Below are 14,791 nucleotides of genomic sequence, written 5' to 3' on the forward strand. Positions count from 1 at the left end.
ATGTCCACGTTGAAGTGCGCCATGCGGCACCTGCTCGTTGCAGGTGCCTTGTTCGCGGTTTTCGTGTCCATTTGCCATGCGGACGTCGTTTCGCCTCGTCAGCTTCTGGAGGTGGCCGATATCGCGAGTCCGACGATGTCGCCGGACGGCCGCAGCGTGGCGTTTCGGGTCGAGCAGGCGTCGGTGGAGCGAAATACCTACGACACTGTGTGGTACGTGCAAGGCATGAGTGATGCATGGCCCAGGCGCGTCGCCGATGGCGGCGTTCCGTTGCGCGACTCCGCGGGCGAATCGTTGCCCTCCAAGGTGCTGTGGTCCCCCGACAATCGCTGGATCTACTTCCGCGCCCTGTTCGACGGAAAGATCGATGTGTGGCGTGCGGCGGCGGACGGCTCGGGCGCGGAACCCATGACGCATGACGCGGCGGACGTGCGCGATTTTGTATTGAGCGAGGGCGGGCGTGCGCTCAAGTACAGCATCGGTGCGACTCGCGAGGAGGTCCGGTCGGCGGAGCGGGCCGAGTACGACCAGGGCATTCACATCGACGCTTCCGTGCCGATTGGTCAGGGACTTTTCCGCTCCGGTTATGTCGAGGGGCGCATGGCGACGCAGCGCTACGGAAAGGTCTGGTTCGATCGTGTTTCACTGCTGGCCGATGTCCCCGATCACTGGAAAGCAGTGGATCTGCAGAAGCAGGTAACGCGGGATCTGGACGCTACCGACGTGGGCGATCCAGAAAAGCGATATCCCGACGCCTGGGTTCTGTCGCGTTCGCCGGAAGACGATCGGGTGGCCATCTTGACCCGCATGGGTGCGCGGAACGGCTTGCTTTTCAAGCCGGAGGTCAGGTTGTCGGCGAAGCTGCCCGATGGCTTGCGTGAGAAGGTGTGTGAGGCGGCATTGTGTACCGGCAAAGCCATCACGGGGATTCAATGGCGCCCCCACAGCGATGAGGTGCTGTTTACCGTTTCAGATCCGGATGTGGGAGGGGCGCAATCCATCTATCGCTGGAATGTCAGATCCGGTGCGGTACTTCCGGTAGCGCATTCACCCGGGTTGCTCAATGGTGGGCGGGACGCTTCCAGCAAATGCGGGGCTTCCTTTGCCGCGATGGTATGTGTGAGCGCGACAGCCAGTCAGCCGCCGCGCCTGGAACGAGTCGATCTGGAGACGGGATCTCGCCAGACCCTGTTCGACCCTAACGCCGCGCTCGCACAGACGATGGTGAGATCCGGCTCGGTGAGGCTGTTGCGTTGGAAGGATGCGAAGGGCCAGTTGTTCACGGGGCAGTTCTACGCAGCGAAGAACCTTTCAGGAGCCGCGCCTCCGCTGTTCGTGGACTACTATCGATGCGCGGGATTCGTGCGTGGTGGCATCGGCGATGAGTGGCCGTTCGTGAGCTTGGCGGCGTACGGAATATCGGCGCTTTGCATCAATGCCGCTCCTTATGTTGTCGATCCCGTCGTCAGGTTTGATAGCGGCGTTGCCGCTGTTGAAGGGGTAGTAAAACTTCTGTCGGCAAGCGGCGAGATCGATTGCACCAAAGTGGGCATGGGCGGATTGAGCTTCGGAAGCGAGGTCACGATGTGGGCCGCCATGAAGTCGCGGCTTCTGGCGGCTGCCTCAATCAGTTCCGTGTCGGTGTCGCCCAATTACTATCTGTTTGGATCCCTGAAAGGGAACTTGTTTACGCGCGGATTGAAGGAGCTCTGGAAGCTGGGCTCGCCGGAGGAAACGCCAGCGCGATGGCATGTGCTGTCTCCGGCGTACAACCTGGACAGAATATCTGCACCGGTTCTCTTTCAGATGTCCGAGCAGGAGTACATGCAGGCGACCGACTATGTCATACCCATGATCACGAAGAGCATGGCGGACCTTTACGTATTTCCCAACGAGCCGCATCAGAAATTCCAGCCGAGGCACAAGCTCGCGGTTTACACGCGCAATGTGGATTGGTTTCGATTCTGGTTGCAGGGGTATGAGGATGCTGATCCTTCCAAGGCTGCCCAGTACGCGCATTGGCGTGCCCTGCGGGAGCGTACAAGGCAGGCACAGTCCTCGGCTCCAGCTTGCAAGGCGCGGGTTAGGAGTTAGGCATGATTCCGGGTCCAGTTCTCGATCATGCACAGGTTGAATATGCGTATGAAGGAACGGTCGCGAGCAGGCAGTTGGCTGTCCAAGAACAGGTTCAGCTTGTGCGAATCCAGCAGGCCGTGCGACTGGAGATAGCCATCCAGAAGAAATCGGCGGATGGTCTCTTTGTTCCTGCTGTATATCCCTGCGGTGTAGTTCATAAAGGTGCCCTTGCTGCGCCGCTCCAGCACGTCCTGCGGAAGTTGCGTGGCGAATGCGGATCGGGCTACGGCCCGGTTCTGGCCTCCCGATATCCACATCCAGGAGGGGATGCGGAGGCAGGCCTCCATCACTGGTTGAGAGAGCAGCGGCATTCGTACCCTTCGGTGACCAGCTCGGAGCGTGGCATCAGCAAACATCTGGTTGCCGGCGAGGTCGAAGATCCGTTCCCGATCGCCGGGAAGGGCATTCGTTGGCGCACTGAACCATGGGTGTAGTTCCAGAGCAGGAGCCAGGTCAGTCTGTGCCAACAATGAATAGTCTGGTTTGCAGGCCGGTCTGGGGCGCAGGCACAGCTTCCTTAGCGTCAGCCGTGAGGCTTTTGCCACTGTGCATCCATGTAGCCTGGACAGATCGATGATGGCGTGGCACCCCGCTGCTAGGCCGCGTTCCCGAAAGGCGTCGGCGGCTGGAGCAGCCGATGTCAGATAACAGAAGGTCGTATCGCCACCGCTGCCGGAGAAATGGCTGTGAACGTTTTGATGGCCTGCCTCTTCATCCATGGCGCGAGCAACAGCTCGGCTCAGTGCCCAGGCTGCTGGCCTCAGTGAGTGGCTCGGCAACGGGAAATCGATGTCTGCTGCATGGAAGTCGAGCCGTTGTTGCAGGAGCTCGACGCCAAGCTTCTCGGCGATCTGACTGGCATATCGGCGTTCGTCGGCGCCGGGCAGTGGCGTGACTGCGGTGCAGCAGGTGACCCGCGCTCGCGCCCCCGCAAGGCTGGCGCCGACGATCGAAGAATCCAGGCCGCCCGAGAGCTCAAGGAGCAGCGATCGATCGGTCCCGGCCATGGCCTGGACCACCATGGCTACGACTTCTCTGATCGTTTTCGCCGCCGCTACGGGGTCGCTATGTCGCTGGGCAAGGGCGACGAAGGTCCAAGGGGACCAAGCCAGCGTGGTGCATGTTGTCTCGCCATTGAGTGTAAGCATGCAGCCGGGGAGCAGTTCGCTGATGCCGGCAAGACCGGTGCGGGAGATTTTCATGTGCGGATAGATCAAGCAGTGACGCACGAAGTCCCAGTCGATCTGATCGCGATGCAGGCCAAGTTTTGACGCGATCGCCAAGTCGGAGGTGATGAATCCGTTCCCGTTCTGCAGCGAGTAAGCGCATGCCATGCCGCCGGATGGGTCCCGCATGAGAGTGGTGCCCTCGGCACGCTGCTCGGCAGGCAGGAACAATAGGTACTCGCCCCAGTAGCGGTCGAGAAGATGTTGTCGAAGTGCCGACTGTGTCGGCAGATGTTGAAGAACCGCCAGATCCGTGACTGGCCTGCCATCCCTGTCATACAGGTCGCCGAGAAGCATTCCGCCACCGGGTAAGTGCAAGGCGGGGGTCTCTTTGGTTGCAAACAGTGCAACGCAACCCACGCGGCCTCGGCACTCCATGGCCAGGTTACGCAATGGATCTGCGATAGACCATCCGGAGCCTTCCGGGTTGCCGGCAAAGTTGCCGGACAAGGCGATGTAGCGGTAGGGCATCAGATCACCCGAATAGGGACATGGGCCTGGGCCGTTCCCACGGTTTCGTTCAATACCAGCGGGCCGTGCTGCACCCAGGCATGGGCGGAAAACGGATCGCAGGCCACGCCCATGACAAGCTGGGCATGCAGGCCACGCTTGGCCAGGAACCTGACCATCGACAATGAGTCGATCAGACAGCAGGTTTCGATGGGTACGTAGGGCCGTACGCGGTTGAAGGCGGTCGCGGCTTCCGACAGGCGTTTCTGGAATTCGGCTTCGTCCTGGACAAGTGGCGATGTTCTGGTATGGCGGTAATCGCTCAGGGCTTGGAGAATGGGCTTCAAGCGCCGTACTTTCAGTTGCCAACGCATTATGGCAACGATAAGAAAGACATCTCGCACCACATCGAGAGAGACGTGCCTGTTGGGGCAGGGCGTTTCAAGCGTGCTCTGGCTCGGGAGGGCAACGCCCGCTGCGGTTCCTCCGTGCGATACCGCTGTGGTCTGCGAGAGCAGGCTGTGTTTGACCAGTCCACCGACGTCGATGTCCGCGTCGTCAGGAGCTTCCAGATAGCTGAGAAATCTGTGTTCCAGCGCCCTGGACAGTTGGAAGTAGCGGTCGTGCTGTATGTCCAGGAAAAACAGCCGGCCATCGAGTTCGCAGAACGATATGTCCGCATTCAGATGCCAGGTCATCGTCGCCTCCCGGGAGGGGCGCGCTTTTCAGCGCGCCCTGGGGTTTAGTCTTCGGAAATCCCCGGATTGATCGGGCCGCCGTTCGGCTCGGTAGAGCCGGTGGGTCCCTGAGTTTCGACGCTGGCAACGCCGAGCACGATGACGTCTTCCGACGTGTTGGTACGGATGTTCTCGTTCGTGTTCATCTCGATCTCCTGCGGTTACGTCATGGCAGTCCCATGACGCGAGCAGCGTAGGAATCGGAAATTTTGATTTTCAAATGATTATTGTGCTGTCATCCGGTAATTATTTCGGAAGCGTGATGGTCGTCTCGCCATGCCGGACTCTGCTTCGACGCCTCCTCGGCTGCAGCGCCTGCTCAACCGGGCCGTCGACCGCCTTTTCGGTGGCGGATCGGATGCCCAAACCCGGGCGAATCAGCGGACCGAATTCTGGGACGAAGCCGTCGATGCCGTTGGGAATCGACTGAGCGTGCGGATGACCGCGCCCAATATCTATGCTTTGACCGTCGACACAGCCTTGGAGATTGCCGGACATTTGTTTTGTCGGCGTCGGATCGTAGCGGTTACTTCACGCCCTTGATGTTGCTGAGTGCCGGATTCATTGTTTCCAAGCCTAGCGTGCTGGTGTGGATCTCTGCGGCGAGCATGGCCGGATCAATCCGTTGCCCGGGTGCGTAGCGCCTTCACCACAGGGCGCGTTTGACCTTCCGTACACGAATCCACTCTTGGAGTGGATTGCATCCATATGCTGAACTCCATGTCTGCGGGTGGTTTCCTGAGTTGGAAGTACAAGGATTTTATGTCACGCAAAGGATCGGACTTTTCGCGGGAATCCAGGTCTTCATAAACTCCCTCCTCCCCCCTCCCTTGCGTAGAGATCCGCAATATTTTACGGCTGGATAACCGAAAAAGGGGAAAGCTGTAAGAGCACCAAAACGGAGTCGGTTGGACTGCCCCTGATTTCTCGGACGCAACACAAAGCTAAGGGCGCCGCCGAACTTGCTACGCATCCTGATCACCGTGCTGACATTGATCACAAGAGCTCTGGCCAAGTGTGCGAAGCATGGTGGAGCGTGGCCCTGCTAACTCCGGGCGGTATCGTAAAAACTTGCTTGTTGACACCTGTGTGCCGTTTCACTAATCGTAAAAGCATGTCGGCGCGCAACGCGCAGGCTTATGGGGACAATTACGATGCGTGCACGTTGGCAAGGAAGCTGCCTGTGGGCAGCGTTGATGCTGGTGCTGTCGGGCTGGTGCCATGCGCAGTCGGCTGGTGCGAATACCCCAGAGGCTGAATACAAAAACCTGATCACTGTCCATCAAGAGATCCAACCACTCGGGGCTCACCCCTTTGGTGAACAGATGGATCTGTACAGCGGGGCGCTGTCCTTTGAGGTGACCGACATCAATGCGCCTGGTAACGGTCCAGAGCTTACGTTGAGCCGATTACTGAAGATGGCAGAAGATGCTAGTGATAGCGATGGTATACAGCGCCCATTTGGCGAGTGGGATCTTGACATTCCTCGTATTGAGACAAACACGGGATTCCAAACCAACGTCTTGGGATGGGTTGTCCTCAGTAATGGAAGTGCCGGCTATCTTGATCGGTGCACACAGTTCAGAGCACCCCCGCCAGTCAATCCGCTTGTTCTGGGTAATGCATGGAATCCACCTCAATGGTGGTATGGCTATCACTTGATTGTTCCTGGGCATGGCGACCAGCTTCTGTTGGAGAGCATTAGCGGCTCGCACACGCCCACCATCAGTGGATCAAGCTTTCCTATCGTCACCAAACAGGACTGGATGATTTCTTGCGGCGTCACGGCAAGCGATGGTGGCGAGGGGTTCTTGGCGATTGCGCCGAATGGTACGCGCTATACCTTCGCGCATCTGGTCTATCGCGGCATGCCATATTTGCAAGAACCGGTTACGGCCACGGGCGGAGCCGTAGGCGTGCATCCCATGACAGCGGGGTCGACCAACATTTTGGCCCGTCGCGACGCCTCCATGTATGTCACGCAGATCGAGGATCGTTTTGGCAATACGCTGACCTATAACTGGAATGGTGACAACCTCAGCAGCATCGTTGCGAGTGATGGGCGGACGTTGACCCTTAGCTATATTTCGGGCACCTCGCTGATCTATACCGCCACTCTTCAGTCGCCGAATTCTTCTCTGGCGCGTACTTGGACTTACAGCTACAGCGGCGCCAATACGTCTATGCCTTCACTGAGTGGGGTGCAACTCCCCGATGGAAGCGCATGGAAGTACCAAATTGGCAATCTCGAATTGGCCACTTTGCAGACGCAAAATGCGAGCTGTCAGTCGGCGCCGAATTTGCTCTCCCAGGCTGTGACCGGCAACATGACCCATCCCTCGGGATTGACGGCCACCTTCACCATAACGCCCATCTTGCATGGGCGTTCCTATGTACCCCAGAGTTGCTGGGGCATTTCGGGAGGGGGGCCTTCGGAATCTTATGCCACCATCCCGAATACGTACTACCAGTTTTCATTGACCAAGGAAGTGCTCTCGGGGGCTGGCATTCCCACGGAAACCTTCACTTGGAACTACTCGGCGCCCAACCAGAGCTGGCTTAGCGATTCGTGCGCAAGCAGTAATACCTGCCCATCCACGGTGTACACGGACGTAGTTGACCCGGATGGTCACGACGTGCGCTACACCTTCAGCAATCGCTACGACGCTACGGAAGGGCAACTACTACGCACGGATTACTACAGCGGTGCCGCAGGCACCTCGCTGCTTCGCTCGGAGGTTAACACCTACGCCAACCCTACGGGCGGCCCGTGGCCAGCGGAATATGGATTCGACATCCAAACGCGCACCAACCAAGCGCAAGTCACGGAAGTATCGCCACTCCAGCAGCGCCAGATCACTCAGAACAGTGGTGACACGTATACCTGGTATGCGGCGGCGTTCAACCCCTACGCGCAAGCCACGGATGTGAAGCGTTACAACTCAATCGCCGGGCAGCAACCGATCGAGGAGACCACGACCTACCTCAACGACACGAATCTCTGGGTCTTGGGCTTGCCCCAGACAGTGACCAACGTGGGCACCGGCGAGGTGGAATCGTCCAACACCTACTACTCGAACGACACGCTGAAATCACGCGCGCGCTTTGGCGAGACGCTGATGAATTACACCTTCAACAGCGCCGGGCAGCTGGCTAGTTTCACCGACGGAAACAACCACACGACCACCCTGGGTAATTATTACCGAGGTATCCCGCAATCGATCAGTTATCCGGACAATACCAGCGAGAGTCTGGTCGTGGATGATTTCGGCCAGATCAGCAGCCTGACCGACCAGGCTGGCTATACCACCAGCTATTCCTACGATTCGGTAGGACGGATCACCGGTATTACCTATCCCTACAATAGCAATGTCGACAGCGCCCACTGGTCTCCGACCGCCTTTAGCTATGTGTTTGTCGCCAGTAACGAGCGCGGGGTCGACAGTTCCGGCACGGGTCACTGGCGACGCACGACTACCACCGGCAATGCGTCCACGGTGACGTATTTCGATGCGATGCTGCGTCCGCTGCTCAGTGACACGTCGATCATCGGGACTGCCAACTCGGACATAAGTACTGCTGATGCCTACGACTGGCAAGGTGAGACCACCTTTACCTCCTATCCAGTAGCTGGTGCGCCGGCCCTGTCTGCCATTACTGCCGGCACGCACTCTACCTATGATGCACTGGAGCGATTGACCCAAAGCCAGCAGGATTCCGAACTGGGCACATTGACCACAACCATCGCATACCTGGTCGGTGCCGGCCAGCAGCTCACCGATCCCAAGGGCAACGTCACCACGTCCTACTACCAGGTGTTCGATCAGCCCAGCGATAGCGCCGTGATCCAGGTGCTGGCGCCTGCCGGCATTACCCAGACGATTGCCCGTGACGTGTACGGCAATCCGCTGTCGATCACCCAGTCGGGCCTTTACGGCACCGAGAACGACAGCGTAACCAAGACGCTGACCTATGACAGCTACCACCGGCTGTGTCGCAGCACTGAGCCAGAGAGCGGCAGCACCGTAATGAGCTACGACGGCGCCAATAACGTGGCATGGAGCGCGGCGGGCCTGGCCATTACCGGCACCGGCTGCGGCCAGGCTCAGGCCACTGCTGCGGCCCAGACCGCGCGCACCTACGACGCGATGAATCGGGTGCTAACCATCACGCCGCCAACGGGTACGCAGAGCACCACCTACACCTATGACCCGTTGGGCCATACCGCCAGCGCCACCTCGGGCAATAACGTCTGGTGGGCTGTCTACAACACACGGGGTCAGATCACCGGAGAGGCCTTGTGGGTGAGTGGCCAAAGTGCATGGGGCGTTGGCTATGGATACGATGCCTACGATCACCTCTCGGCCATCGGTTACCCCGGGAGTACCAGCGAGAGCATCCTCTATGCCCCTGATGCGTTGGGCCGTCCCACGCAGGCGGGAAGCTACGCCAGCGGTGTGCAGTATTTCCCCGATGGCAACGTGCAAGGTTATACGCTCGGCAATGGCATCACGGCCCTTGTGCAGCAAAACGTACGCCAGTTGCAGTCCAATCTCAGTTATGCCTTAGGTGGTACACCGCGCCTGAACGAAGCATATGTCTATGACAAGGATGCTAACCTCACATCGATCACCGACCTGGTCAACGGCCAGAACACCCAGACGCTGGGGTATGACGCACTGAATCGGTTGACCTCGGCAAGTGCACCGAATGAATGGGGCACACAAACCTACGCCTATGACGCACTCAACAATCTGCGCCAAAACGTGGGCAACGGTTGGCCGTACAACATGAATATCGATGCGAACAATCGCCTAACCAGCTTAACGATTGGCAACTCATTGTTCGTGACCTACCAGAACGACGCGCGCGGCAACCGCAGTGGGCTGACCTATAACGGCAGTACAACGAGCTACACGTTCGACGCAAAGAACCAATTGCTGACCGTGTCGGGTACGGCTAGCTATGCCTACGACGCCGCGGGTCGACGGGTAGAAAAGACTTTGACCGGTACGGGAGCGTCCACTTTCAGCTTCTATAATCACGCTGGTCAGCTGATGTACGCCTACGATGCCACCAGCGGTCTGGGCACAAATTATATCTACCTCGACGGTAAGCTGATCGCGCGCCATCAGGGCAGCACAATCACTTACCTCCTGACCGACCGTCTGGGCAGCTCGGTGCGAGAGACTAACACCAGTGGCACTATAACGGCGACTCCGATTTATGAGCCGTACGGTGCCCTGTACAGCGGGCCAAATCAGACCCAGCCGGGCTTCACTGGGCATGTGCGTGATCCGGAGACGGCGTTTGTGTACATGCAGGCGCGTTTCTACGATCCGCTAGGGCACATGCTCAGCGTGGATCCAATCGCGCCGAGCCCGGGCAACGTCTACAGCTTCAATCGGTATGCGTATGCGAACAACAATCCGGTCATGCATACTGATCCGGATGGACGGCAAAGCACCGATGCTTGCTCAGTCGTTCAATGTATTTCGGTCAATATGAACGGCACGATACAGAGAGTCCCTTCCGCAGTAGGTGCGCAAGAATTTCTAGCGCAAGGATCAGGTTCAAGTATTTCGGATTACACAAACACAAGCCTACCTAGCCGAGTTGATACCGCAAAGGGTTTGGACAAAGTTAGTTTGGGGGCCACAGCAGTTGCGTATGCAACTGCGGCAGACCTACCTCCTGTGGCAGCGGGGGCAGGTGTAGTCGACGTATCGGCTGCGTTTGGCGCGTTCCTTCTTGCCCCGACTTGGCCGCGTGCTGGGAACGTACTTACAGCAGGCGCATTTGGTATGTTGAAGGCCACAGCGAAAGGCACAGAAGCAGCAGTTCGGTCTGTCGAGCAGGCTGAGCAAGCGAATCGAGGGCTGACAATTCTTAAAGAGGCGCAGCCGTCGTCTACAGATGCTACTTCTCCGTCCCCGCCTCCTCCGATCACACAAACATCGACCTCGACAGCGGCTGGGAATAATTAGGAGTAGCTTTTGAAGCGTTCATTATCAATTCTTTACTTGTCCTTAAGCGCGTTAGCAGGGTTCTTGGCTTTCTCTGCTATTCCTTTGTATTCAATTGGTATGCTGGTATGTCTAGCACTTGCTTGGTTTGCATATAAGCAGATAATAATAAAGAAAAATCGCGTAATACTTATTGTTGTTTCCTCGGTAGATATTGTAATTGGATTTTTCGTAGGAAGATTTTTCCCGGATCCCCTCGGGGTGTCAGGGACAGGGCTTACTATCCTATTTACAGTGTGGATAATAAATGCCTGCTTAGTAATGCAGATGTATAAGAATGAGGCAAGAAAAGATAAAGATTAGTTCTAGGTCGTGATTGAAGTTCTTCTGCAACATCTTTGCAGGTGACCTGCTTCCATAGAGCCGTACCACTCAAAGTTGAGTAAGGTCCGTCAACCTGACGAGGACGGACATGCGCACCAGTCAACTCACTACGACGCCCCCGTTTTTGAGTGGCGCGGCGCACTGGAGTCCAATCCGATCAGGTCGCATCAAACGCCCCGCGCAGCCACTCGCCATGCGCAGCATCAGGTGGCCCGTCATAACTCATCACATCGAAGCGACTGGGACGTCGCGCGTGCTGCGGATGGGCAGCGAGCCAGTGTTGTGCGGCGAGGATCAGCCTGGCCTGCTTGCTGGCGGTGATCGATGCGGCGGCATCGCCGTGACTGGCGTCTTTGCGATAGCGCACCTCGACGAACACGACGGTGTCGCCGTCGCGCATCACCAGATCCAGTTCGCCGTGGCGGGTGTTGTAGTTGCGTGCCAGCAGGGTCAGTCCGGCACGTTCGAGTTCGACGCAGGCGCGTTGCTCGAAGGTGTCGCCGGCGGCACGCATCAACCGGGGATGGTGCCGCTCGACGAGGCGCTTGCCGGGACGGAGCTGGACGGCGCCGGTGCGGTGTCGGCGGGTGGTGCATTGGATGGCATGTCATCCGTCTGCAGGCTGCCGCTCAGTGGCCGCGCTATGCCATCCTGGAACTTCGCCCAGATCAGTACGCGGCGGATGCGACCGAACTGGTCGGCGGTGAGCTGGCCGCTGGCACCGGGCATGTAGCTGCCCGGGTGCGTGCGCAACCAGTCGAGATATGGCACCAGGTTCCACGCATCCATGCCGAACGCGAACAGTCGCGCGGTGCCACCGTTGGCGGAAGGTAGCTGGGCGGCGATGTCGTCGCGGTTCGGCAGGCCCGGCTGTGCGTCGAACAGCCACGGAGAATCGCAGAACTCCACGCCATCGAGGTCGCGGTTCGCGGTGGCGTCGTCGCTGCCGGCATAGACATGCGAGGTGGCGAACACCGGGAGGTGGATGTTCGCGATCTGCAATTGCGGTATCAGCATGCGTGCCTGGTTCGGCCGCATGCTGATGAAGATGCCAGTGTCGTTGCCGGCACCGGTATCCGTATCCGCCGGTGTCGGTGCGGTGGTGCTGGCAGCAGGGGCAGGGGCGGAGTTGCCATGCGGAATGTTCAGTCCGCTGACCGCGTTGGTGAAGCTGGTCAGGGTGAGCATGCCGTCGAGCTGGCCACCACGGGCAGCCAGCTCGGCCTTGAATGCCGTGGCGGCGCGCTGGGCGAAATCGTCGTTGGAGACGAGCACGTAGGCGTGATGCAGGCCGCGCTCGATCATGTGATCGGCAACCTGGGCACCTTCGGTCTCCGGCAGCAGGCCGAATTCGCTGGTGTCGCCGGCGGGCAGCTGGCGGTTGTCGGGATGGTTGAGTGCGAGCAACGGTACCGGCAGCTGCGCCTGGCCAAAGACTGCGGCGACTTCGCCGCGGGTCAGCGGGCCGACCACCAGATTGGCGCCGTCACTGACCGCCTGCTGATAGGCCTTGATGGCGCCATCGGCGGTGCCGTGACTGTCGTACACACGCACGATCGGGCGCGGCGCATGGTTGCGTCCGGCATCGAGGTAGGCCGCGAAGAAGCCTTCGCGGATCGGGGTGCTCGCGGCCGCGTAGTTGCCGTCGCTAGGCAGCAGCAGGGCCAGCTGGGCGGGCGCCTTGTAGCCTTCGCGCACGTTCGCATTGGCACCGGGCAGCAAGGTGCCGACCGGTTGCTGCAGTTCGGGCTGCGGACGCGCCACGGCGACGCCTCGCCGGCTCAGTGCCTCGTTGATCCACGACAGCATGCGGTCGCCCGGTTTCATCGCGGCGGCGCGTTGCTTGAGCGAATCGATGTCCACCTTGCCGAGCAGATCGAGAATTTGTCGGCGGTTCTGGGTGTGGTCGAAGCCGCTGAGCTGGTCATCCATCTGCACGCGTGTGCGCGCGGCGCCCCAGTTGTCGCCGCTGGCCTGCATGGCGCGGGCGCGCAGTTCCAGCAGGCGCAGCTGCATTCTGGCCGGCACGATGACGTTCGGTTGGGTGGTAAGTTGCAACGCGGTCTGCGCATCGTTTTTGCCGAGTGCCAGTTCGGCGCGCAGCAGATCGAACTGAAGTGGCTCGTCACCGCTGAGGCGCTGACGCTTGATGCTGTCCAGGGTGGGCCCGGCGCGCTCGATCTGGCCTTCCTGGCGCCAGGCTTCGGCGGCCTGCAGGCGGTAGCTGTCGGCGTGGCCGGGAGATTGCGTGGCCAGCGTCAGGTAGGCCTGTGCGGCCTGATCGAACTGGCCTTGCTGCGCCAGTGCGGCGGCACTCTGTGCAGCGGCGATTTCCGCCGGCGAGCGCTGGACGTTCATCGGCACACAGGCGGCCAGCGCAAGTGCAAGCAGCAATCCGGTCGCGGCGGTGCGCATGAGGCGCATGGGAGGTCCCTTGTTCGTCATGGTCGTCAATGCGCGATCATAGCGGATTGGATTGTCGCCTCGCGGTGCAGGAGTTCTCGGAATGTCATCAGTTCAGCCAGGTTGCCTGTGGGTGGTCGCCACGCCGATCGGTCATCGCGACGACCTGTCCGCGCGCGCCATCGAGACCTTGCGTGCGGTGGCGGTGATCGCTGCCGAGGACACCCGGCACAGTCGGCCGTTGCTGGTACACCACAATATCGATACGCCGCTGATCGCCCTGCACGAGCACAACGAGCGCGACGCGGTGGAGGCGATCGTGCGGCGGTTGCAGGGCGGCGACTCGGTGGCGCTGATTTCCGACGCAGGCACGCCGCTGATCAGCGATCCGGGTTTTCGCCTGGTGCGTGCCGCGCGCGCTGCAGGTATTCGCTGCATCCCGGTGCCGGGTGCCTGCGCGGCGATTGCTGCGCTGTCGGTGGCGGGGTTGCCCAGCGACCGTTTCGTGTTCGAGGGGTTCCTGCCGCCGAAGGCCGCCGCCCGGCGCAGCCGCCTGCAGGAGCTGGCTGGTGATGTGCGTACAGTCATCTTTTATGAGTCGTCGCATCGCGTGGCCGAGAGTCTGGTCGACATGCGTGATGTATTCGGGGCCGCGCGTGAGGCCGTGCTGGCGCGCGAACTGACCAAGATGTTCGAGACGGTGCTGGGCGAGCCGCTGGCGGAACTGGTGGCACGTGTCGCGGCCGATCCCGACCAGCAGCGCGGCGAGTGCGTGATCCTGGTGGCCGGACGCGGCGAGGAAGCGGATGCCAGGCTCGCCGAAGGCCAGCGCATCTTCGCGATCCTGCGCGAGGAGCTGCCGCCGGCGAAGGCCGCGAAGATGGCGGCGGCGATTACCGGCGCTCCACGCAAACTGCTCTACGAGGGCTGACGCATCACGTGGAGTACAATCGCCGGTGGAGTCGGCCGGACAGTCGCGTCGCGCGCAAGCGCATCGAGGAAAGTCCGGGCTCCGCAGGGCAGAGTGCCAGGTAACTCCTGGGCAGCGTGAGCTGACGGCCAGTGCAACAGAGAGCAGACCGCCGAACGGCATCTTCGGATGTGCGTGGTAAGGGTGAAAGGGTGCGGTAAGAGCGCACCGCGTACGGGGCCAACGCCGTACGGCACGGTAAACCCCACTCGGAGCAAGACCAAATAGGGGAACGATAACGCGGCCCGCGTTGTTCCCGGGTAGGTTGCTGGAGCCAGACGGCGACGTCTGGCCGAGAGGAATGACTGTCGCGTCGCAAGACGTACAGAACCCGGCTTACAGGCCGACTCCACCTATTCCCGTATGCCCCGGCGCGGCGACATCCGCGTCGGGGTGATGTGGGAACACCCGGAATGAACGCCGGTTCATCCCCGACTTCCCCGAAAACCACGAATGCCTTCAATCGGGCGGTATGACAGCACGCATACCAAAATAAAAAATCCCCTGCTTTCAAACACC

General features: G+C 59.9%; 10 protein-coding genes and 1 other RNA gene. 5 read left to right on the forward strand and 6 right to left on the reverse strand.

Annotated elements, in window-relative coordinates:
* Positions 1 to 21 precede the first annotated feature (21 nt).
* The gene (locus tag ACYVKM_RS14845; RefSeq protein WP_460878391.1) at positions 22 to 2,094 is read left to right on the forward strand and encodes an Atxe2 family lasso peptide isopeptidase; all 2,073 of its coding nucleotides are present in this window, start codon (positions 22 to 24) and stop codon (positions 2,092 to 2,094) included.
* Here the strand turns inward: ACYVKM_RS14845 and ACYVKM_RS14850 are convergent.
* The 4 genes from ACYVKM_RS14850 to ACYVKM_RS14865 all read right to left on the reverse strand — a co-directional run bounded on the left by ACYVKM_RS14850 (position 2,091) and on the right by ACYVKM_RS14865 (position 5,047).
* Positions 2,091 to 3,833: an asparagine synthase-related protein gene (locus ACYVKM_RS14850; protein ID WP_460878392.1), complete on the reverse strand. Its 1,743-nt coding sequence runs from the start codon at positions 3,831 to 3,833 to the stop codon at positions 2,091 to 2,093. The two genes, ACYVKM_RS14845 and ACYVKM_RS14850, sit on opposite strands and share 4 nt — an antisense overlap.
* The gene (locus ACYVKM_RS14855) at positions 3,833 to 4,510 is read right to left on the reverse strand and encodes a lasso peptide biosynthesis B2 protein (protein WP_460878393.1); all 678 of its coding nucleotides are present in this window, start codon (positions 4,508 to 4,510) and stop codon (positions 3,833 to 3,835) included. Before ACYVKM_RS14855 ends, ACYVKM_RS14850 begins: the two co-directional genes overlap by 1 nt.
* A gap of 44 nt (positions 4,511 to 4,554) precedes the next feature.
* A complete protein-coding gene (locus tag ACYVKM_RS14860; RefSeq protein ID WP_460878394.1) occupies positions 4,555 to 4,695 on the reverse strand; it encodes a benenodin family lasso peptide in 141 nt (46 codons plus the stop codon).
* Positions 4,696 to 4,795: 100 nt separating this feature from the next.
* The gene (locus ACYVKM_RS14865) at positions 4,796 to 5,047 is read right to left on the reverse strand and encodes a hypothetical protein (RefSeq protein WP_460878395.1); all 252 of its coding nucleotides are present in this window, start codon (positions 5,045 to 5,047) and stop codon (positions 4,796 to 4,798) included.
* 656 nt (positions 5,048 to 5,703) lie between these two features.
* Between ACYVKM_RS14865 and ACYVKM_RS14870 the strand changes: the two genes are divergently transcribed.
* A complete protein-coding gene (locus tag ACYVKM_RS14870; RefSeq protein ID WP_460878396.1) occupies positions 5,704 to 10,536 on the forward strand; it encodes an RHS repeat domain-containing protein in 4,833 nt (1,610 codons plus the stop codon).
* Positions 10,537 to 10,545: 9 nt separating this feature from the next.
* Complete coding sequence (locus tag ACYVKM_RS14875; RefSeq protein WP_460878397.1) at positions 10,546 to 10,878, forward strand: hypothetical protein; 333 nt, start codon at positions 10,546 to 10,548, stop codon at positions 10,876 to 10,878.
* Between the two features lie 178 nt (positions 10,879 to 11,056).
* On the opposite strand, the gene ACYVKM_RS14880 is transcribed toward ACYVKM_RS14875, so the two are convergent.
* A complete protein-coding gene (locus ACYVKM_RS14880; protein ID WP_460878398.1) occupies positions 11,057 to 11,413 on the reverse strand; it encodes a YraN family protein in 357 nt (118 codons plus the stop codon).
* The gene (locus tag ACYVKM_RS14885; protein ID WP_460878399.1) at positions 11,413 to 13,323 is read right to left on the reverse strand and encodes a penicillin-binding protein activator; all 1,911 of its coding nucleotides are present in this window, start codon (positions 13,321 to 13,323) and stop codon (positions 11,413 to 11,415) included. The genes ACYVKM_RS14880 and ACYVKM_RS14885 overlap by 1 nt, the downstream gene beginning before the upstream one ends.
* Positions 13,324 to 13,405: 82 nt before the next feature.
* Between ACYVKM_RS14885 and rsmI the strand changes: the two genes are divergently transcribed.
* Both rsmI and rnpB read left to right on the forward strand, forming a co-directional pair.
* A complete protein-coding gene (gene rsmI / locus ACYVKM_RS14890) occupies positions 13,406 to 14,233 on the forward strand; it encodes a 16S rRNA (cytidine(1402)-2'-O)-methyltransferase (RefSeq protein ID WP_460878400.1) in 828 nt (275 codons plus the stop codon).
* Positions 14,234 to 14,260: 27 nt separating this feature from the next.
* Positions 14,261 to 14,627, forward strand: an RNA gene (rnpB, locus tag ACYVKM_RS14895) — RNase P RNA component class A.
* Positions 14,628 to 14,791: the final 164 nt, after the last annotated feature.

This window comes from Rhodanobacter koreensis (assembly GCF_054782855.1).